We start from the raw sequence: 21,045 nt of genomic DNA, 5'->3' as shown, positions 1-21,045 counted from the left end.
AGATCTACATTTATTTCACTATTGATATAAATCAAATAATCTATTTTCAAACTTTTTCATAAAACTACTTGATTTTAATATAGTTAGCTATCTATACTTTATATAACACATTATAACCAAATCGGTATATGAATTCAAAAGAAGTAACCGTCTGGTTACTTCTAAGCTTATTTTTCAATAATGTCTTTACGATAAATGTTATGCTCTCTACCAGGTCCTACAGAAATCATAGATGCTGGTGTTTTCGTGTATGCTTCAATCTTTTCAATGTATGCACGACAGTTTGCTGGAAGTTCTTCCCAAGTAGGACATTTACTAATATCTTCATCCCATCCTGGTAAGATTTCGTAAACTGGTTTTGCTTTTGCAACATCTTCAACACTTGCAGGAATGTAGTCAATGATTTCACCATCGATTTCATAACCAATACATACAGGGATTTCTTTTAGTCCACTTAGGATATCAATTTTGGTGATTACCAAATCGGTAAGTCCATTAATTGTACATGCGTGTTTTACAACAACCAAGTCTAACCAACCACAGCGTCTAGGTCTTCCTGTAGTTGCTCCAAATTCTTGTCCGTTCTCACGAATGTAGTCACCTTTTTCATCAAGTAGTTCAGTAACAAATGGTCCTTCACCAACTCTTGTTGAGTATGCTTTTACAACCCCAACAATACGATCAAGTTTTTTTGGCGATACTCCAACACCTTCACAAACACCTGCGCTTGTTGGTGATGAACTTGTTACATATGGATACGTTCCATAGTTTATATCTAACATAGCTGCCTGTGCACCTTCAAATAATACAAACTTATCATCTTCAAGTGCTTTGTTTACAACTACCATTGCATTAATCATACGAGGAAGTAATTTTTCACGGACCATTTCAAATTGTGAAATCATTTCATCTAAATCAAATGGTTCTTTGTGAAACATTTCGGTAATCTCTAGATTTTTCATTTCTAGAGTGAATGCTAACTTTTTCTTAAACGACTCGAAATCTTTTAGATCTCCTACACGTAATCCAATACGTGTAAACTTATCAGCGTATGTAGGTCCAATACCACGTTTGGTTGTTCCTACCTTATTATCTTTTTTATATTCTTCTTGATATTTATCAAGTGCAATATGATACGGCATGATTAAGTGTGCTCGTTCACTGATGTAAATGTGGTCGCTACTAATTCCACCTTTTTCTAATAACTCAACTTCTTCTAGAAAAACAAAAGGATCAACAACAACTCCTGGACCAATAATACATTCTGCATTTTCATGTAATACTCCAGAAGGTAATAAGTGAAGAATATGTTTCTTTCCTTCAACTACTACTGTATGTCCCGCATTATTTCCACCTTGGAAACGTACTACTAAGTCAACCTGACTTCCAAGTACATCTACGATTTTTCCTTTACCTTCGTCACCCCACTGGGTTCCAACAACAACATAGCCTGCCATTCATTTACCTGTATACATTACTATGTATACTTTTCCTTTCTCGATCGTACATGGGTATTATAATACAAAACTTTACAATAATGTATAACAATACTAAAAAAATTCCATGTAAGCGATAACAGTTTTTACATGTAAAAGCACCTACATTATCCTCAAATTTTAAACAAATCCTATCCTTATATATAATAGTGTCTACTTTTTATACATAAATACAAAAAGGGATACGAGATCCCTTATCATATATTATTTACTTTCGACAGTCTTACCTATTTTTATTTACGGTTATCGAATACGCAATCCTTTTGGATATTTATTCTTGATTTGTTTACCATCGCTTTTTCCAAATCCAACAGCATACCCTTTATACATCAATGCCACATACCCTCTTTCACAAGGTATCGACAATACATTCCCTTGCAGGAATGTAGATAACTGTTCTTCTGTTACGGTTATCTTATGTTGAAACTTATTTTGTAATGTTGCTGCCATAAAGAAGTGTTGGTGTGGTTCTAGACGTCCTTTTATTATTTCACCAACTTCAATCCCTTGCCGTAGTACATGTATATTTGCCAAGTCAATAAATGGTGACTTCTTAATATACACATGATTATTTCTTTGGTAACAGTAGAAATCGATATCTCCAATTTGATCCATCAAGAACGCTTTTACTTCTTTTGGTAACGGTATAGATTTGTACAAATGTAGTTTCTTTGTTTCCTGTGTTCCCTTTTTTCTTAATTTTGCAATAAAGTGACCTTCTCCACCATCCATTGGAAAGATACGTTTTACATATGCACCTTTCACTCGAGGTGTATCATATCCTTCACGACCAAATGATTCTTCTATTGCAAGTAATTCCATATCTGGATGTGCTTCTAAGAAGGCATCCACAACATGCTCATTTTCTTCTTTAGCATATGTACATGTAGAGTATACAAGCACACCGCCTTCTTTTACGCAAAGATAGGCATCTTCAAGAATATCTTTTTGTCGCTTCGCACATGCAAGTACATTTGCTTCACTCCACTCCTGAGATGCAATATCATGTTTTTTCATCATACCTTCACCACTGCAGGGAGCATCGACGATTACTTTATCAAATATCCCCATAAATTCTGCAGCTAATTGTTTGGTTGAAGCATTGGTTATAATACATTCACCAACACCCATCCGCTCAAGGTTGGACATCAGTATTGTTGCTCGTTTTCCTACATACTCATTGGAAACTATACATCCTGTATGTTGAAGTTTCGATGCAATTTGTGTACTTTTTCCTCCAGGAGCTGCACACATATCAAGAACCCAATCTCTTTTTTGTATATCTGCAATTTGCACAACCGACATTGCAGAAGGCTCTTGCATATAGAAGCAGCCCATCTTATGCAATGGGTGATTTCCACTAATATCTTCTAATGTAGAATATCCATCTTCATTAAACTTTGATGGTTCTAATTGAAATGTTTGTTCCAGCAAATCTTTACTATCTTTAAGCGTATTATTTCGTATTCCTTTATATAAGGGCTTTTCAAGAGAAGCTATGTAAGCTTCATATTCGTCGCCTAAATAGGTTTGCATTCGATCTAAAAAAGTCTTATTCATAACGGAAATAATATATCAAAAACAAAAAAACAGTGCAATATTTTTTTACACCAACTCTCCATCTCTTTTCATTATACTTGCATACCATAGATGTCCTCTATCTCTACTTTTAACCTTTACATTATGTTTTCTTTTCTTAACACAAAAAGAAAATCCTACTCAAGTTTTAAATTAAGTAGGATTTGTTAATTGAATTGTAATATTTAGATGAATGATAATTATAGACTATCAATTGCTAACAACAGATTTACAAGAGATGTTGAAACTTCTTCGATGATTTTATCATCAAGTAATTCTTTGTTATCTCGTTTTGTATGTGTATAGAAAACACCTTCATTATTGAAGCCTTCCACTATAACAGCTAAGGTAGGAATCCCTTGCATCGCAAATGGCATATGATCACCTGCATACCAAGGTTCTCCAATACATAATTGTTTTTCTTTAGAAACAACATCTGTAATCATTTTAGACTGACTATCGATATTAAACAGTGATATCTCACTTTTGCGTTTTTTAAAACAAGGAGTATCTATATTTAAAACGTAGGCTACTTTCTTGTCTTTCAATTGTCCTAGATGAGCTAATTCACCACCTGCGTGATACGCTTCTTCACTATTGTAAGGGACAAACTGGATGGTGTGAGAAGTTAAAATTCCATCTAATAACTCTAACATTCTTAATAACACAAGTGTACCACTTCCATTATCAATTGCTCCATCTGTATCATCTTTAGAATCCATGTGTGCACATACAACAATTAAATCCTCTTTATTTCCTTTTTTCGTTGCAACTAGTTGAGAAGATGTTGTAGGTAATCGTTGTGAGTTGATTGCAATTTCGATAAATTCATTTAAGTGAGATAAAAATAAAGATACCTTTGATTCTTCAATATATGCAGAAGGAATCTCAAAGTTTCCATCTTCAAATAATGGAAATGGATGCAATCCACAGTTTGATGCTTGTCCAGTAAACGCGAGAATTGCTTTTGGTTTTCTTGATTCAAAGATATCATTTATTTCTTTATGTTCATCAGGATAATAAAACGGATAGTCTTTTGCGGAAATCGGATTCTTTGCTAAGTCACCATAGACTAATACAATACAATCCTTCATATCGCAGTTTCTCAATTCTTCAATTGTAGATACACTACATAGTTTTCCGGTTGTGTGTACTCCTTTTGAAAATGGACTGGCAAGGATTTCTAGTTTCTCTCCATCTAGATTCACAAAAGAATACTCTTTCTTCCATATCATACAGTCAAAAGGAAAACTCTCTACAAAGTCGCTGGTTTTTTCCATTTGTTGTTTTATGTAGTGAACAACCTCATTATTTGCTTCACTACCACATGCTCTTTCCTTAATAATCGCCTCTATATGTTTTGTTAGTTGTGTCATAGACATACCTCCTGATACAACTATATCAATAGATTACAGGTTGGTGAGCAAGTGTAGGGTTTTTAATTTATCAACTGCTTCTTCTAATGAAGGAATCGAGTTAAAAAGTGAGTTTAGTTCAATTAACCAGCGATCTCCTGCAGAAAAAGCCTCTTCCTTAGAAAGATTTAATGAAGCATCATTCGTATCTAATGCATGAAGACATTGATAGATTGCATGCATACTAAAACCAACTTGACGAAGTAGATAAATAATTCTACAACGTTTCAATGCTTCTTCATTAAAGTAACGTTGCTGTGGATCCTCTAGAAGGGTTGTCTGAACTAGATCATTTCTCTCCCAATTACGAACAGTTTCTTTAGTTGTATCTAATATCGACGCAATTTCTTTACGTGTATAATAATGCGTTTCTTCTTCTATTGTTTGGTCGTTCAACCAATCTAGAAGAAGCTGATTTGCACGTTGTGCTTTCTGCAATTCTTCTAAGATAATAGAACGATATACCGCAAGTTTTTCATCAAGTAGTTCAACTTTCTGTGAACCACTTGCATAAATAATGTCAATTCCAGATTTGCGGATTCTTGAATTGGAGTAAGGAAACTCAAATATCTTTCGACAAATGAATAACTGCCAAAAATGGATTTCATCAAATTGACGATATCCATTTTTTAATCTTTTTGCTTTGCTGATGAAGTGTTGTCCCTCATACAAGCGAACTGTATTTGCATGAATCTGAAATTGCTTTGCTAGTTCATTTGTCTTATACGTTTTCATAAGTACAGTTATTATATCATGTAAATTTCTAGCAACATATTCTACTCCTATTTTTACACTATTTATGTAAACTCAATAATGATTGCACGAATACTATATATCTTCTCGATATATCACTTGTTTAAGACTTACTACATATGATAATAGTTTATAATTGGAAGATCCATTCAGCAAAGGTCCTTTACAAATTATCGGATTCATTAGATATCGTTTCTTAAAGGGTTCACCAAAACGATTATTGCTAAAATATGAGTAACTTCTTTGAAACATCTTATCTATGAACCGATCATTTTCATAAATAAATACTCTTGTTGTTTCATTATCAAACAAATGTTTATGTTCGTATACAACATCCCATATTTCTTCAACATACTCACCAACAAGACGCAGCACATACGCTACTACAAATGGATATTGTTGAAAATATTTTTTCTTTAGTAATTTTTTGAGATATTTCTCTCGCACAAATCCATTATGATGTCGACTCATAAGACAGTATGCAATCACTTTTTCATGCGTATTGGAGTGCTTTAGTTTTTTTACTTCATAGCCAATGCGATATGGAATATGATACTCAACTCCATTTACATAATACGAACTTGGATAACATGTTTTTATATTTGTATCCAAATCTATTTTCAAAACAGGATTTCGACGCAAGAAATTCTCCCACAAGAACTCATGAGATTCACTAAATATACAAATTTTATTTAATTGGTTTTGAGTCTTCATAACTTTAGTATAACAACAACCATGCAAAATACCTATACGTGTCATATAAAAAAGATCTACATTTTTTTGCAGATCTTATATACCTAAATTTGTTCAAAACTACTCTATCGTATGTTTTTACTTTTATTTTTTAATAACAACTAGCACATCATCTTGGAATGGATGTATTGCTAGAATCGTTTTTCCTTCTTTGATTTCATATGCTGTATTTGCAACAAATCGGTTCTCTAAATCAATGGTTTGCAGTTTGTACGCACTACAATCTAAATCTAAACGTACCTTTGTATTACAAGGAACATAGACAAGATATATTCCATTATTTGCTTTAGCTACGCGAATATCATTTGTGTCATTTAGCAAAAGATCTTGTCGTGCTTCTAGACTTTGTATATTTAAGTTTTCTAGCATTGTTTTAAGATACCCGTAATCCCAAGCACCTGGAAATGCCATCGCTTCTTCCCACGATTTTGGATCATCAAATCCTTCTCCAAGAAATTTAGCGAAACTCTTGTTCACTTTATGCCAGCTATAAATCCCTCCTGCTCCATATGTTATACCTGCACATGCACCAGATAGTACACTTACATATGCGGCACGACGCACATCATAACGTGTCCATCGTCCATACATTTGACGAGAATACCCCATTTCTTCGTAACATGGTTCAGAGTTAATTAATGGTTTGTCAGGATATGTTTGTTGCATAGTTTCACTTAAAGAATATGGCATGGATAAATCCTGTGCATTGTGACCACTTTGATAAAATAGGAAATCTAAATATGCATATAGATTTTCTGGAATATATGTATAACGTCCTTTGATATGTGTTGTATATAAGCACTTAGGAGCAAGTTTTTTCAATGTAGCTGCTGCTTTTACATAATACGATATCGTCTCATCGGTTTCAAAATCTGTATCTCCACTAATGACATACATTGGTTGAAACTCTGAGAATGTTTCATCAACCTTCGTAATGTATCCATCCAAACAATCAAATGGTAAAATATGGTCCTTCATAAAATTTGATGCCCATGTACCTGGTACATAATTACACCACAATACAACAAGTGCAAGTTCAAATCCTTGTGCTTTTGCCTTTTTACACATTTCTTTTGCGTGTTCAAAATATGCATCGTTGATTTGATATGGATCATGATCAACAAATGGTTCATATACCAAATCCGTTGCAGATGCATCCCATTGTGGAAGAATGTTTATTTGAATGGTATTAAATCCTTGTACTTTTCGTTTATACAAATAATAATCCCATTCATCATCTGTAATATTTGTAAATGCTGACCAGCATGTATCTGCTAAATAGAAGAAAGGTTTTTCATCTTTCAACAGTGTTTTTTTATTCTCTGAAATTGTTAACATATACTCCTCCTATGTATGTAATAAGACCGCTATTGCATGGTTCCATCGATCCATGTATTGCTTCCATAATGATATTTCCATTTTCGTTTCATATATTTTGTAAGTTTGCTTAGAAAAGATCGTTTCTTTATGATATATCTCCATTTTTATTCCTGCCATATACGCAACACCAATAGCGGATAGTTCTTCTTGGCTCGATACATAGACAGTGGCACGTGCCATATCACTTAAAAATTGCATGAGATATGGATTTTTACTTGGCCCACCATCCGTTTTTACTTCTAATGAATGCAACCCACTATCTTTAGCCATCGCGTGGAGAACATCACTTATTTGAAAAGCGATACTTTCTACAGTCGCTTTAATTAATTCATTTCTTTTTGTGGTACGACTCATCCCATAAAATAATGCACGAACATCTTCTTTCCAATATGGTGCAGATAATCCAGAAAAAGCGGGCACAAGAATCGTTTCATCATCTGGATTACTTCTTGCTATTGCTTCTATTGTATCATCTGGTTCATCTATAAGTTGTAAATCCTTTTGAAGCCAAGTAATTACTGCACCAGCATAATTAACATTTCCTTCAAAAACATATTCAAGTTTTCCATCAATTTTCCAAGCAAGTGATGTCGTTAGACCATTCGTGCTTTTTTTATAACTATCTCCAATATTCATCATAATTGATGAACCCGTACCTAGTGTTGTTTTTACTTGTCCTTGCGCATGACAACCTTGCCCATAAAGTGATGCGTGCGAGTCCCCCATAACTGCACATATTGGAATCGGCTTTTCTAGTAATCCGACGAAATCTGTATACCCAAAGCATGCATTACTATCACAAACTTCAGGCAATGCTTGCTTAGGAATTTCAAACAAATTACATAAGTAATTCGACCAAGTTCCTGTATGAATATCAAACAACTGTGTTCTTGATGCATTCGATGCATCCGTTTTATATACTTGTTGGTTGGTTAGTTTGTAAATTAACCAAGTGTCCATTGTACCAAAATAGTATGGTGCTTGTGGTTGCACATATTCAATTAACCAACGCATCTTACTTGCTGGAAAATACGGTGATAATACAAGACCTGTTATATCAAAGATATCGTCTTTATACGGTTCATATCGTTTGGCAATTTCACTTGCTCTTGAACATTGCCATACCACAGCATTTGCTAATGTATGACCATCTGCATCCCACATAACTGTTGTTTCTCTTTGATTACTAATCCCTACTGCTTGAATTGTATTTGCATCAATTTTGCTTTGTGCAATCACATCAGAAACTACACTTACAACATTATCAAAGATTTCATTTGGATCATGCGAAATATATCCATTTGCATCAATCAACTGTTGATGTGCTTTATCAACACGTTTTACAATATTTCCTTTATCATCAAAGAGTATAGCTTTCGTTCCTTGCGTACTTTGATCAATGCTTAGAATGTAACTCATAATGCATTTTGGACTGCTTTAACAATCCCATCTTCATCCAATCCGTAGTATGCAAACATTTCTTTATTTGTTCCTGAAATCAAATGTTCATCTGGTAAACATAATTGTATCATTCGTTTTGGTTGGTGCATAGATAATGCTTGAGCAACAAAACTACCAAGTCCTCCTTGAGGTGCATGTTCTTCAATACTGACCACAAGTTTTGCCTGTTTTGTTTGCTCGAATAACGTTTCTTGATCAAATGGTTTTAAACAATACATGTCAATGAGTCCAGTGGAAATACCTAATGCTTCCAACTGCTTTGCTGCTTTTTTGGCATATGGTACCATTTCTCCACATGCGATCAATACAACATCTGTCCCTTGTTGAATTACGTTTGCTTTATCAAATTGAAAATCAATCGTTTCATCATATACATCTTCGGTTGCTGAGCGACTTACACGAATATATGCTGGTTTATCATCTTCTAGTAATGCTTGCATAAGTTTTGTCGTTTGAAAGCGATCACTTGGACAATATACACGCATTCCAGTAAGTGCACACATCGCTGCAAAATCTTGGCATGAATGATGTGTCATCCCTAGTGCACCATAGCTGACTCCTCCACTAATACCAATAAGTGTGACATTTGTATTTGAATATGCAACATCAACTTTCACTTGCTCATAACTACGTGTACTAATAAAACTTGCTGGGGATGCTGCAAATACTTTTTTATTACAACTTGCTAGTCCTGCTGAAATACCAACAAGATTTTGTTCGGCAATGCCGACTTCTACGAATTGTTTTGGATATGTTGATGCAAAAGTTGCAAGTGATGCAGACCCTCGTGAATCAGAACACACCACGACAATATCCTTGTCATTTTTTGCTTGCTCCACCAATACATCGCAGATAGCTTGTCGATTTGTTATTGTACTCATGCTAGAACCTCCTCAATTTCACGAATGGCTTGTTTATACTGCTCTTCATTCATCACACCATGATGCCAACTTTTTTGATTTTCCATGTAAGAGACACCTTTGCCTTTTACTGTATGAGCGATCACTACTGTTGGTTTTTCCTTCATTTGCATCGCTTGTGTATACGCATCGACTAATTGCATACAATCATTTCCATCTGCTACTTCAATTACATGCCACCCAAAATCAGCAAATTTATTTGCTAGTGAAGCAGTGGACATCACTTCATCTGTAGTTCCACTAATCTGTAATCCATTTACATCGATTGTGGCACATAAATTATCTAGGTGATATTGACTAGCAGCCATCATTGCTTCATAGTTAGAACCTTCTGCCATTTCACCATCTCCAAGTACGACATATGTACGATATTCTTGATCATTCATTTTGGCAGCTAACGCCATACCAACACCAATAGATAAGCCATGACCCAGTGATCCTGAGTTAATTTCTACTCCATGCACTTCGGTATTAGGATGTCCAATAAACTTTGAATTATACTTTGAAAATGTTTGGATTGCTTCTTGTTTATCATAAAATCCACGTTCTCCTAATACTGCAAATAATGCATCTGCACAATGCCCTTTACTTAATAAGAAACGATCACGATTTGGATCTTCAAAATTCTTTGGATCAATATTCATAATTTCAAAATACAGTACAGTTAAAATGTCTACAACACTTAAGTCCCCTCCGACATGTCCTGCTTTTGATGCATACATCATTTCAATAATATCTTTTCGTAATTCGTAACTTTTTCTCTTTAATTCATTCATTTTATTCACCTCGTATATATGCCTTTACTTCTTCTTCATTCTCATCATATAGATCAACAGTAATTCCGATATACTTACATGCTTCATATAGTATTGGCACAATGTCTTTATGAATTCCTACACAATGATGAATATATGGTCCTTCCACGATTTTTGCTTCTAATCGCTTCCAATTTTCTACTTCTGCCCACACATAGGTTCCTTTTGTATATGGCCCTTCTACTCCTTTTGCTTTTCCTAGCAGTAAAGAGTATTCACTATTGTCACCATCAAAACGGCAAAGTGTCATGTCAGATTGTTTTGCTTGTGCTTCAACAGTTCCAGGATAAGAGAATGCTAGCGGATAACCAATCGTTGGTTTACATGCAGCGCATGAAATAGGCCAAGGTCCACAGTGTTGCAACAGAACAGCATTATCATTATCTGGATGACGAACGGTCCAATCAGCAAAGAAACTTCTTGCTTCATCCATGCCTGCTGCTTCAACCAATATTGATGTAATTGCTCCATGAATATCAGTTTCACAAACAACTGGTAATCCTTCTTCATTTAGCAAACTATTTGCTGCACATGGCATGATTCCAATTTCATCTTGTAATGCATTCCAACATTGAATTGCGATTGCACGACATCCATACGCTTTTGCTAGATTGCGCATTGCGACTTTCAAAGCTGCTACATTTTCCAATTGTTCATCTGTAATAGCGATATTGAAGTTCTCTTTACAATATGCAATGGTTTTTTCTACTTCCGTTTCTTCTTGTTTTACCAAGTTCATTTCTTTTGTTAGTTCTGGTAAAGGAATTGGTGCAAGTTGTACATTAAATTTTTCTAATAATTCTCCTTCATTACACATCGTTGACCAGAAATCAAATGGACGTGGTCCTATTTGTAAGATGCGCATATCTTTAGATGCTTTTACAACATTACACACCGCAATAAAATTCTTAATTCCTCTTTCGAATTCAGGATCATCTAAATCGCAATTACATAAGTATGTAAATGGTACTTGAAATCGACGTAATACTTTACCTGTAGCAAATAATCCACATAGACTATCACGAAGACGAATACCTTCTTCATTTGGTCTTTCATCTCTAGGACCCCATAATAAAACGGGAACGTCTAGTGCTTTAGCAAGTCGAGCAACTTCATATTCGGTTCCAAAATTTCCATGTGGCACAAATAAACCATCAATCTTTTCTTGTTTGAAATATGCTTCGATTTCTATTCGATCACGATCATCATGCAATAATCCATCACTACTAAATTCTTTAATATCGACAAATTCAATTTGTAGTTCTTCTAATTTCTTTCTTGTTAAATTTGCATATTGTTCTGCTGCTGGAGCTGAAAATATACTTCTTCTTGTAGGTGCAAAACCAAGTTTAATTTTCTTCATACGTGTGTTCTTCCTTCTTCTTTAATACCAAGCACCAGTCATTTGTATCTGGTTTGGTTGGTATGCTAAATGTATGATTCTCTATTTCTACATTTTCTTTCATTTCATATTCACCGCTTCTTGGGTTAAACCATTCCAAGATATACGCTCCATTACTAAGCCCTTCTAGATTTCCACTTTTTCGTGTAGATTCACTGTAGTATAGAACATAATGTGTGTGTTCTTTATTCATACTTACGGCAGGCAATTTTTTCCCAAATGGATTTTTGATGATTTCGCTTTCTTGTTTATATGGTGAAAGTAGCCAAAATTGTTGCTGCTCATAAAATTTCTTCATGTAGCCCATTTGATATCCTCCGATACCATCGATTGCTTCATACCATGTAATGTCATAGCGATTAAATAGCGACATCGTATTGGGTTGATTTTTTTCATATACACAATCCCAAATTCCTTGTGCCCCATATGTATATCCACAGCCACCTGCTTGGATACTTACATATGCAACACGTCGCATCATATCTGCACTACACAATCTTGGACCGTTTTCTTCAAGCGTCGAACAAAATTCATAAAAGCATTCACCTTCAATAAATGGCATATCTCTATGTTTACTTAGAAATTCATGATAGTCATCAATACTTACTACATAGTCTCCATGTCCTGCTTGATTAAGTGTAAAATCAAGCCATTCCTCATCTTGATAATATGAAGCAAAAGGACGTTCATTTGTATAATGTGCAGTTAGTGGATGGTGATATCCATCATACTTTTGTATTTCTTTAGCGACATATCGCCAATTTTCAATATAGAAAGGTTGTCTTTGTTTATCATATCCACCAACCTCACCAGCAAGTGTCCATATCATTGGTAAAGAACCATAACGTGCAATGATATAGCGTGCTAAGTGTTTATATGTATCCACATTGTTTTCAATTGACATAAACCATGCCAAACCTAATGCATTTACAATTCCATGATCTGCTAGGCAGTACATTCTACGATCCAATTCTTCTTGGTAGAATTGCACATTTGGAATATCTTTTTCTTGCCAATAGTTTTTTTCAAACCCCATCATTGCATCACTTCGCAAGTTGGTTTGATACACATTGTATCCTTGCTCTACTCGACGATTTACCATGCCTTTAAACATACTATTCATTTTCGGGTGATTGGATGTATCCCAAGATTCTTTATAGGCAAATTCCCAATGCGTATCACCTAACCAGAAAAAAGGGGTTCCATCTGCATATGTAAAATAGGTTTTCGTATCACTGACTTTCACAAACCCATGTTTGTAAATAGATAGATTTCCTTCATATGGTACACAGATTACTTCACCAGTGTATTGATGCAATCCACTATCTTCACTTGCTTGTAGCTGATATGTCCAAGTTCCTACCATTGTAGGTGCAAAGGCAATTTTGTATGTGTTTGCACCATCCCAATATGCTTCACGAACAATGGTTTCTTGATTAGGCCCAGTGAAAGTTGCTTGGATGATACAATCCAAAAATGGATTCGCATATTCCTTTTTGCTTTCAAAAGACAAAATAGTTGTTCGATATCTTTCTACTTTTTGCAAATTGGTAATCCTCTTTCTATTGCTAGATTTACCGCAAAGTTAATAAGTGCTTCTTCATCTTCTTTACAGATAAATCCTTTTGATACTTGTTCTTTTGTATGTTCTTTGCATAAAGCAGTATACTGTTTTGCATCTTGATATAACACTTCAAGCATGCTGGCAGGAAATGGTTGTTCGTATCCAAATAGTGGATTCGTTGTTGCTGTTGCATCTAAGAAACTTTTTCCTTTTTCAATTGTGCTAGCAATACCATATTGTCCAGTTGGATAATCTAGTAAACATGTACGTAATCCACCAATACTATTTCCAAAAGCATCTTTACGATTATTTCCTTGTTCATCCATTGCAATGTGCATACAACTTGCTGGTCCAACACCTTCACGAACCCAACGAAATAGATTCTTAAATCCTGCTGCAAATGCAAACTGTGATGGGTAGTTATTGCCATATGCATGTTTTGCATCATACTTAGGTAACATATCAATTCGTTTTAAATCTTCATCTTGTTTGTAGTAATCCACATAACTAAACATCGTGTCATGACTAGCACCAGCAATTTCATATTCACGATATAAGAAGTTTGGATGATCACTGTCCTGACGTTTCGTACGAAACGCATCAAACCAGCCATTTTCACTTTCTGTTTGAATAGATATAAAAGGTTGTTTTACCTTTTCTACACGTTTGAGTCGATAATCATATGCATATAATGATTCATATTGATTCACAGGAACAACCATTGAGCGCACTCCACCACCTGCAAGATAACCATCAAATACTTGCGAATCTTTTGCGACTTCTTTGCGATATGCAAAACTGTTTACATATCGAAATACATAACATGCAGATTTTGACCATCCAGTTAAGTACACATATGTATGTGGATACGTAGCAATAGGATTTTGTACATCATCACTTCTAAGCATCCAAGCAAGATTACTCAACATATCCCAAAACAAACCAGGTTCATATTCAATATTTACATCTGGAAGTAACCCACTTGCAAGTAGTTGTTCATTTGTAAATGGCAGTTCTACATCTTCTCGTGGATTTGGCCATTGTAGACTTTCATATCGTTTTTTATCAAATGCAACCATCTTGGCAATAGTATTCGGTTTACTAGTAATTCCAACATAGATATCTCCATCACGCATGAATTTCTCATGCGTTAAAATCCACATTCGATCAATTTCCATAAATGAGGTTGGATTTATGATTTCAATTACAACATTACCGCTTGCTTTCGTTACTTCTTTTGGTGCTCGAACGATGATACGATTTCGGTATGCAACATTTTCATATGCAACACGAACTTCACCTGTATTCCCTATACTTTCATATACATTCGCTAGACCGTCGATATAATATTCTTTTTCTACATACCCATATGCATCAAGATCTAGATATCGACTTGCACTTGCAAAAGGATAACTATCATTGGTGATGGGAATTTCTTTGATTTGTTTAATCATGTATTAACTCCTTTTTACTTAATTTTCACTTATACTCTTACATTTTGCTTAATTTACTTTATAATTGAATTACAACTAGGAGGATTCAAATGAAAGTAACAGCGAAACAAATTGCCGAGAAGATGGGGATATCTGCAGCTGCTGTCTCAATGGCACTTAATAATAAACCCGGCGTTAGTGTAGAGATGCGACATCAAATTATCGATGTAGCTACAGAAATGGGATATGATTTTACGCGAATCAATCAAAAGAACTTTCGCTCTAACACAATCGCATTTATTTTCTTTCATAAGAACTTTGTATTTGATACACCCTTTTTTACTGAACTTGCAACAAGTGTCGAACAAGTCATCAAGGAAAATGGGTATCAGCTTTTTGCTCTTCATATACACGATCTCGATGATATTCATGAAAAAATCAAATCCATTCAATCCTACAATTTTGAAGGTATCCTTCTGTTAGGAACAACCATGTCACGTGATGACTTTGAACCATTTCAGAAACTTGATATTCCTTTAGTGTTACTTGATTCTTACTTTCCAAATGTGAATGCAGATTGTGTAACCATCAATAACGTGGATAGTGCGGAAACCGCAACTGACTACTTAATTAAGAAGCGACATGAACAACCTGGATATTTACATTCCACACAGAATATCGTCAACTTTAGTGAGCGTACTCTCGGCTTCTTTAATGCCGTTCGCAAGAATTCTATGCCAACATCAAAATCGATTATTCATCATCTATCTCCATCTCTTGATGGAGCGTATGCAGACATGTTAGAAATTTTGAATCATAACGAACCCATTGCCACATGCTATTTTGCAGATAATGATGAAATTGCGATTGGTGCAATGCGTGCTTTAAAGGAAAAAGGATATCGAGTACCAGAAGATGTATCTATCATCGGTTTTGATAACATTCCTTATGCAACGTATGTAGATCCACCGCTTACCACAATTCATGTTCCAAAATCATACATGGGTGTTGTTGCTGCGAAACGTCTATTGAGTTCTATTCGTGACCATGACAACATGCATGTAAAAATTGAAATCAATACGGAACTTATACTTCGCAATTCGATATAAATAAAGGTTCAAGTAACATCTTGAACCTTTTTTCTATCCATAGGTAATTACATTACTTCTTTTTGAACAGTTTGAATCCTTCTCCATTGCTATCATCATTGAAGCCAATAACAACTCCAACAACTAAAGCAACCACAAATGCGACACCACATGCAATACACGCATTCACAAAGTTTGATCCAGGTCCTCCTGCATATTGAAGAACAGTTAGTACGTTGGCTGCTCCAAGTGTATAAACTGCAACACCTAGTAGGCCACCAACAAGGCCACCAACAAATCCACCAATAACTTGTACAATCATTGCACGTTTATTACGAAGTAGTACTCCAAATAGGGTTGGCTCTGAAATTCCACCAACAAGTAGAGTAATCATATTTGCTGCAGCCATTTGTTTTTCTTCATTTTTTGTACGAATAAAGTATGCAACAATCATTCCCATTAATGCATAGTTTGCAATATTTGACCCCGCAAGTACGATTGGATCATATCCTAAGGTAGCAATATTAATAAATGCAATTTGAATTGCTGCAATATGCATACCTGTTGCCACCATGAACATCCAGAATGCTCCAATAAATGCAATCGCAAATGGTCCAGCAACATCGTATAGAGTATTTACAATAATAGCGATTCCTTCACCAATCCAGTTTCCAATAGGTGCTAGTCCACAGTACATAAGTGGTACCATAATCACAACCGCAACAAATGGAACTCCAATAACCTTAATCGCACTAGGCATAATTTTGTTTAAGAATCTCCAAACGTATTTCAACGCCCAAACAGATAATAAAATTGGAATTAATGATTGTGTGTAGTTATTTAATTGCATTGGAATAAATCCATATACATTAAATGGTTCACCAGCTGCTACAATATTTATAAAGTTAGGGTCAACAAGCAATGCTCCTAAAAGCAACGCAATTGGAATACTTGTATTTAACTTTTTCGCAGCACCCCATGCAGCAAATATTGGCATAAAGTAAAAACCTGCGTTTCCTACTAAATAAAGCATTTGCATGAATTGTGATTCATTAGGCATTACATTCATTAAATCTGGTCCTAAGATTGCATAGAACATTTTGAAGAATCCAGCACCCATCATAATTGGAATGATTTGTGCTACAGATCCTGATACATAATCTAATACTTTAGATGGAACTGCTTTTAAACTAAATGGTTCTGAATCTAAATTTTCATCAATTGCATCTGCTGCACTGATTCCTGCTAACTTACAAAATTCTGGATACACATCAGAGACATGTTGCCCAATAATAATTTGGAACTGATCTCCTGAAAACTGAGCCCCTACAGTTCCTTTAATTTTTCTAACTTCTTCTACATTCACTTTTGAACGATCTTTTACATTTAATCGCAATCTAGTCATACAGTGTACTGCACCTGATACGTTATCTTTTCCACCGACATTTTCTAGAATTTGATTACAAAGTTCTGTATATTTTGCCATAATATTTTTCCTCTCTCTTATATACTCTCTTTTTTCTATATGCTAACAGAATGGAGTTGCGCGCATATCATTCTGTATAAGCTAAAATAAAAACCTGATACACAAAGACAAAACAAAAACAGTTCTGTCTATGTACATCAGGTAAAGCCCTCTTAAGGTTACAATCCTTCTTTTGCACAAAGTCGATTGATATGCATGATCAAATATAGAAGTTCCTCTTTACTTGGTTCTATATGTAGTTCATTCATAATATAGTTTTTAATTTTCCCAACAGTTCCCGCTAATTCAGGATACTGTTGAAACACTTGTTCATACATTGCAACATTTGCAGAACTTGCCTTATCTAAGTTCTTTGAACGTTTTAACAAGTATTTTAAGTGTGTCACAAAGCGCGAATAACTAAAGTCGCTTCGATCTACAATCAGATTCATTTCACTTTCGATGATATTTGTAACATCTTCAACAAAATATTCAATTTCATCTTTTTCTGTTGTGGTTTTCTTTGATTGCATCGCATTAATAAAATGTAATGCAATTCCACCCGCTTCACTTTCTGGCAATTTTACGGACATTGTTTTTTCAATGTGTTTAATTGCCCATCTTCCTAGTAAGATTTCATTATCATATAAATGTTGAATCTCATTTACCATAGGGTTACTTATCACAAGCCCCTTTTTAGCATTTTCAACTGCAAAATGTATATGATCACACAACGTGAAGAAGAAACTCTTATTAAAATCAACTTGTAGATATGCTCTACCTTTCTTAACAATTTCCGTCGTAACTTCCATAATCTCAGCAGGCAATTCATCAAGTAAAGCGATATAGTGTGAATCTAAGTTGTAGTATGTTTGATCAATCTTATCTAATGAAACCTCATATGGAGCTTTTTGAAAGCCGATTCCTTTTCCAAACGCAATAACTTCATGATTGTTGTCATCAACGCAGACAGCGACATTGTTATTGATATTTCGAATCACTTTCATGCTTTCTACTCCTACACCTTTTCCATTCTTTTCATGACCACACCCTTATAATAATGAATTATGAAAGCGTTGTCAACTTAATTTAAGTTAATTTTACTTAATTTTCATATTAAATTAGGTGATATTTAAGTAATTAAGTTCAACGTGCTTAATCTATGATAAATATGCTAGAAAATGCACGTGATTCATTTCAAATTACATCTGATGATGATTATATATCCATTGTTTCTGTATTTATTGAGCAATCAAGTTTTGTCTAATAAGTACTTCTTCAGCAGGCCCATCTTTTTTTGGACTCATGTAAACATTTCTTTATTAACACCACTACATACTTGTTTGTATAATTATATTTTCTCTTTTCTAAACTTTACTAATGTATAAATATCATTAAGAACAGTGTCATTCCCAACTTCAAAAACAACAGATAAATACTGCATTGATTTTCCATGTGGTTTTGTGTTTTTGATCAGTGATTTTGTATCTTCACTAAGAGGCAATCGCATTAAATCATCTCTAGTTTTTTCAGCAAAGAAAAATGACACTTTAAATAACCCTTCCCATATAGATAGCCAAAAGATAGGTTTCACTTTATTTGTTCCTCGTTTTGTTATCCATTTGTACTCACCTTTAGAAAGCCAAGCTTTACCATCATTATAAAATCGCCAATCCATAAGAAATACGCTTTGCTCTTTTAAATCGTCAATAAACTTTTTATATGCATTGTTTGCTTCTCCTAAACCATCAGCAATTAATTCATCAGTTGGTTTTATATTCGGATCACGCAATAATTGTTGGATTACTTTTTCCATACAATCTCCCTTCATGACTCAACGCCTAACTAAATCTATTATAACATTATCTCTAACTCCCTATATAAATATCCATCTCTTTTTGAACTGTCGCATTTTTTGCGACTTATGAAGTTTCATTTGCAATTTCTTCCAGATATCTTCCTATTACCTTCTGTCAAACTAACTAAAATAATTTTGCAGTTCCTTTTTAATCCAACAGCTCACTAGAAATTATATTTTCAATATGTAGTCCAATTTGTTTATATTTGTTTTAAATAAGATGCTCATTTAAAATTGTGTCAGCCTAACGGATTGTCTATTGCAATGTACACTGACATTTACTTCGAAATCACAGTCTTTAAAACTACAATTTAATGTTTTTCACTTCAACACATCTTTTTTTTAATTTAATTAAGTAACATTCTATTACCACAAACTCATACTTGATTATCCAAACCATCATACAAATACATCATATGACGTTTGGTCAATAAATCAATATGTTATTTTATTTGATAACTTAATGTTACTAGAACAAAAAGAAATATTAAGAAAAAAATGATATCTAGTTTTTAAATAAAAAAATAGAGCGATATCTAATGATATCCCTCCGCAAAACGTAATTGTTTTTCTACTTGCATGAATTTTACTTTATGTAAAACAGAATGTCAAACACTTTAATTAAATATTCAAAAGTTGCACGAATTCCTCAATTATTTTTGAAAAGTCCGCTTTTGTCTTATTTTAATTCAAAGGTCCGTTTTTTATGTAGTTATATATTATTTCTATCATTTCATACTATTAATCAAGTATAATACTCTAGGTTTATTCTTCCTTTATTTCTTTGAAAGGAAGCCTATACCATGACTAATAAATACAAACACTTATCAGACAAAGAACGTTTGTCTATCGAAACACTACTTAACGAAGATGCAAAGCTAATCGATATCGCTAATTCGATTGCTAAAGATCCTCGAGGCATTAAAAACGAAATCTATAAACATATAATCTTGGATGTAAGAAAGAATGCTAAAAATCCCTATGGTAACCAACTCCGTTGTAAGACCATACATTTATGCACTGATTGTCAAAATGGATTTTGTAGATTTTGCTCATACCATAAATGCAGTGACTTCTGCACTATTTTTTGTGAAACACCTACATGCAAAAGAACCACACGTTTTCCTTATGTGTGTAATGCCTGTTCAGATAGAAAAGAATGTAAATCTCCGAAATTTTTCTATAATCATCACTTAGCTCACCAAGATTATAAAGAAACTATATCTATTTCTAAAATAGGATTAAAGTATGATCAAGTCAGTTTGCTAAAACTCAATGAGATTGTATCTGAAGGTGTGAGAAATGGATTATCTTTAGAAGTTATAATCGCAAATAAAAAAGGTATTGATATAAGTATGGCTACAAGAAGCCAGCTTAATTAATATCTTTTTATTTAGATTTTTAATTTCTCACACTCAAATCATATGCGATAACATTCCATACAAATCTCTTTGCTTTTATTCTGCTTGCAAAGTTCGTTAAGACCAACACAATTACTAAAAAAGATAAAAAATAGCAATTGAAATCAAGCAGAGAAATTGCCCATCCTACAATATAAAGAGTAATTAGTGTAAATTGTAAAATTAACTTGAAGAAAAAACGGAAAACCAAGTGATAAAAAATCGGAATTGCAATTGATGAATTTTCGGAATTATAACTTGAAG

At 34.1% G+C, this 21,045-nt stretch carries 18 protein-coding genes; 2 read left to right on the top strand and 16 right to left on the bottom strand.

Annotated elements, in window-relative coordinates; translation table 11 throughout:
• Positions 1–167: 167 nt before the first annotated feature.
• The 12 genes from EDD63_RS09575 to EDD63_RS09520 all read right to left on the bottom strand — a co-directional run bounded on the left by EDD63_RS09575 (position 168) and on the right by EDD63_RS09520 (position 14,991).
• Positions 168–1,457, bottom strand: coding sequence for an adenylosuccinate synthase (locus tag EDD63_RS09575; protein WP_134170859.1), 1,290 nt, complete (start codon positions 1,455–1,457; stop codon positions 168–170).
• A 282-nt stretch (positions 1,458–1,739) separates the two neighbouring features.
• On the bottom strand, positions 1,740–3,056 hold the full coding sequence (locus tag EDD63_RS09570; protein ID WP_134170857.1) for an RsmF rRNA methyltransferase first C-terminal domain-containing protein: 1,317 nt from the start codon (positions 3,054–3,056) through the stop codon (positions 1,740–1,742).
• A gap of 218 nt (positions 3,057–3,274) precedes the next feature.
• Positions 3,275–4,450, bottom strand: coding sequence for a M28 family peptidase (locus EDD63_RS09565; RefSeq protein WP_166667609.1), 1,176 nt, complete (start codon positions 4,448–4,450; stop codon positions 3,275–3,277).
• Positions 4,451–4,483: 33 nt separating this feature from the next.
• Positions 4,484–5,224: a MerR family transcriptional regulator gene (locus EDD63_RS09560; RefSeq protein WP_134170853.1), complete on the bottom strand. Its 741-nt coding sequence runs from the start codon at positions 5,222–5,224 to the stop codon at positions 4,484–4,486.
• A gap of 93 nt (positions 5,225–5,317) precedes the next feature.
• The gene (locus EDD63_RS09555; RefSeq protein WP_134170851.1) at positions 5,318–5,884 is read right to left on the bottom strand and encodes a hypothetical protein; all 567 of its coding nucleotides are present in this window, start codon (positions 5,882–5,884) and stop codon (positions 5,318–5,320) included.
• A 195-nt stretch (positions 5,885–6,079) separates the two neighbouring features.
• The gene (locus tag EDD63_RS09550) at positions 6,080–7,333 is read right to left on the bottom strand and encodes a glycoside hydrolase family 140 protein (protein WP_134170848.1); all 1,254 of its coding nucleotides are present in this window, start codon (positions 7,331–7,333) and stop codon (positions 6,080–6,082) included.
• 9 nt (positions 7,334–7,342) lie between these two features.
• Positions 7,343–8,794: an FGGY-family carbohydrate kinase gene (locus tag EDD63_RS09545; RefSeq protein ID WP_134170846.1), complete on the bottom strand. Its 1,452-nt coding sequence runs from the start codon at positions 8,792–8,794 to the stop codon at positions 7,343–7,345.
• Positions 8,791–9,717: a transketolase family protein gene (locus EDD63_RS09540; protein ID WP_134170845.1), complete on the bottom strand. Its 927-nt coding sequence runs from the start codon at positions 9,715–9,717 to the stop codon at positions 8,791–8,793. The genes EDD63_RS09545 and EDD63_RS09540 overlap by 4 nt, the downstream gene beginning before the upstream one ends.
• Entirely contained in the window at positions 9,714–10,532 is an 819-nt protein-coding gene (locus tag EDD63_RS09535) for a transketolase (RefSeq protein ID WP_134170843.1), read from the bottom strand. Before EDD63_RS09535 ends, EDD63_RS09540 begins: the two co-directional genes overlap by 4 nt.
• A gap of 1 nt (position 10,533) precedes the next feature.
• Positions 10,534–11,934: an L-fucose/L-arabinose isomerase family protein gene (locus tag EDD63_RS09530; RefSeq protein ID WP_134170841.1), complete on the bottom strand. Its 1,401-nt coding sequence runs from the start codon at positions 11,932–11,934 to the stop codon at positions 10,534–10,536.
• Positions 11,921–13,519: a glycoside hydrolase family 140 protein gene (locus EDD63_RS09525; protein WP_208318321.1), complete on the bottom strand. Its 1,599-nt coding sequence runs from the start codon at positions 13,517–13,519 to the stop codon at positions 11,921–11,923. The genes EDD63_RS09530 and EDD63_RS09525 overlap by 14 nt, the downstream gene beginning before the upstream one ends.
• Entirely contained in the window at positions 13,507–14,991 is a 1,485-nt protein-coding gene (locus EDD63_RS09520; protein WP_134170837.1) for an alpha/beta hydrolase domain-containing protein, read from the bottom strand. Before EDD63_RS09520 ends, EDD63_RS09525 begins: the two co-directional genes overlap by 13 nt.
• A gap of 89 nt (positions 14,992–15,080) precedes the next feature.
• Between EDD63_RS09520 and EDD63_RS09515 the strand changes: the two genes are divergently transcribed.
• Complete coding sequence (locus tag EDD63_RS09515) at positions 15,081–16,079, top strand: LacI family DNA-binding transcriptional regulator (RefSeq protein ID WP_134170835.1); 999 nt, start codon at positions 15,081–15,083, stop codon at positions 16,077–16,079.
• A gap of 52 nt (positions 16,080–16,131) precedes the next feature.
• On the opposite strand, the gene EDD63_RS09510 is transcribed toward EDD63_RS09515, so the two are convergent.
• The 3 genes from EDD63_RS09510 to EDD63_RS09500 form a co-directional block, all read right to left on the bottom strand.
• A complete protein-coding gene (locus tag EDD63_RS09510) occupies positions 16,132–17,544 on the bottom strand; it encodes a PTS transporter subunit EIIC (protein ID WP_134170833.1) in 1,413 nt (470 codons plus the stop codon).
• Between the two features lie 158 nt (positions 17,545–17,702).
• Positions 17,703–18,530 carry a PRD domain-containing protein gene (locus EDD63_RS09505; RefSeq protein WP_134170831.1) on the bottom strand — a complete coding sequence of 276 codons (828 nt, stop codon included), beginning with the start codon at positions 18,528–18,530 and terminating at the stop codon, positions 17,703–17,705.
• 344 nt (positions 18,531–18,874) lie between these two features.
• Entirely contained in the window at positions 18,875–19,339 is a 465-nt protein-coding gene (locus EDD63_RS09500; RefSeq protein ID WP_134170829.1) for a DUF3788 family protein, read from the bottom strand.
• Positions 19,340–20,184: 845 nt separating this feature from the next.
• Between EDD63_RS09500 and EDD63_RS09495 the strand changes: the two genes are divergently transcribed.
• On the top strand, positions 20,185–20,763 hold the full coding sequence (locus EDD63_RS09495; protein WP_134170826.1) for a helix-turn-helix domain-containing protein: 579 nt from the start codon (positions 20,185–20,187) through the stop codon (positions 20,761–20,763).
• A gap of 19 nt (positions 20,764–20,782) precedes the next feature.
• On the opposite strand, the gene EDD63_RS11610 is transcribed toward EDD63_RS09495, so the two are convergent.
• Positions 20,783–21,045, bottom strand: a 263-nt coding sequence (locus EDD63_RS11610) for a hypothetical protein (protein ID WP_481748725.1), incomplete at its 5' end; no start/stop codon positions are given.

Origin of the sequence: Breznakia blatticola, from assembly GCF_004365815.1 — a bacterium.
GTDB classification, from domain to species: Bacteria; Bacillota_I; Bacilli_A; order Erysipelotrichales; family Erysipelotrichaceae; genus Breznakia; species Breznakia blatticola.
Note: the sequence above shows the minus strand (reverse complement) of the source record. Positions and strands in the feature narration are given on the sequence as shown.

Excerpts from the sequence above, each read along its gene's own strand:
- EDD63_RS09510 (WP_134170833.1), bottom strand. The coding sequence starts at position 17,544 with ATGGCAAAATATACAGAACTTTGTAATCAAATTCTAGAAAATGTCGGT.
- EDD63_RS09540 (WP_134170845.1), bottom strand. The coding sequence starts at position 9,717 with ATGAGTACAATAACAAATCGACAAGCTATCTGCGATGTATTGGTGGAG.
- EDD63_RS09575 (WP_134170859.1), bottom strand. The coding sequence starts at position 1,457 with ATGGCAGGCTATGTTGTTGTTGGAACCCAGTGGGGTGACGAAGGTAAA.
- EDD63_RS09505 (WP_134170831.1), bottom strand. The coding sequence starts at position 18,530 with ATGAAAGTGATTCGAAATATCAATAACAATGTCGCTGTCTGCGTTGAT.
- EDD63_RS09500 (WP_134170829.1), bottom strand. The coding sequence starts at position 19,339 with ATGGAAAAAGTAATCCAACAATTATTGCGTGATCCGAATATAAAACCA.
- EDD63_RS09550 (WP_134170848.1), bottom strand. The coding sequence starts at position 7,333 with ATGTTAACAATTTCAGAGAATAAAAAAACACTGTTGAAAGATGAAAAA.
- EDD63_RS09565 (WP_166667609.1), bottom strand. The coding sequence starts at position 4,450 with ATGACACAACTAACAAAACATATAGAGGCGATTATTAAGGAAAGAGCA.
- EDD63_RS09520 (WP_134170837.1), bottom strand. The coding sequence starts at position 14,991 with ATGATTAAACAAATCAAAGAAATTCCCATCACCAATGATAGTTATCCT.
- EDD63_RS09495 (WP_134170826.1), top strand. The coding sequence starts at position 20,185 with ATGACTAATAAATACAAACACTTATCAGACAAAGAACGTTTGTCTATC.
- EDD63_RS09545 (WP_134170846.1), bottom strand. The coding sequence starts at position 8,794 with ATGAGTTACATTCTAAGCATTGATCAAAGTACGCAAGGAACGAAAGCT.
- EDD63_RS09570 (WP_134170857.1), bottom strand. The coding sequence starts at position 3,056 with ATGAATAAGACTTTTTTAGATCGAATGCAAACCTATTTAGGCGACGAA.
- EDD63_RS09560 (WP_134170853.1), bottom strand. The coding sequence starts at position 5,224 with ATGAAAACGTATAAGACAAATGAACTAGCAAAGCAATTTCAGATTCAT.
- EDD63_RS09530 (WP_134170841.1), bottom strand. The coding sequence starts at position 11,934 with ATGAAGAAAATTAAACTTGGTTTTGCACCTACAAGAAGAAGTATATTT.
- EDD63_RS09515 (WP_134170835.1), top strand. The coding sequence starts at position 15,081 with ATGAAAGTAACAGCGAAACAAATTGCCGAGAAGATGGGGATATCTGCA.
- EDD63_RS09535 (WP_134170843.1), bottom strand. The coding sequence starts at position 10,532 with ATGAATGAATTAAAGAGAAAAAGTTACGAATTACGAAAAGATATTATT.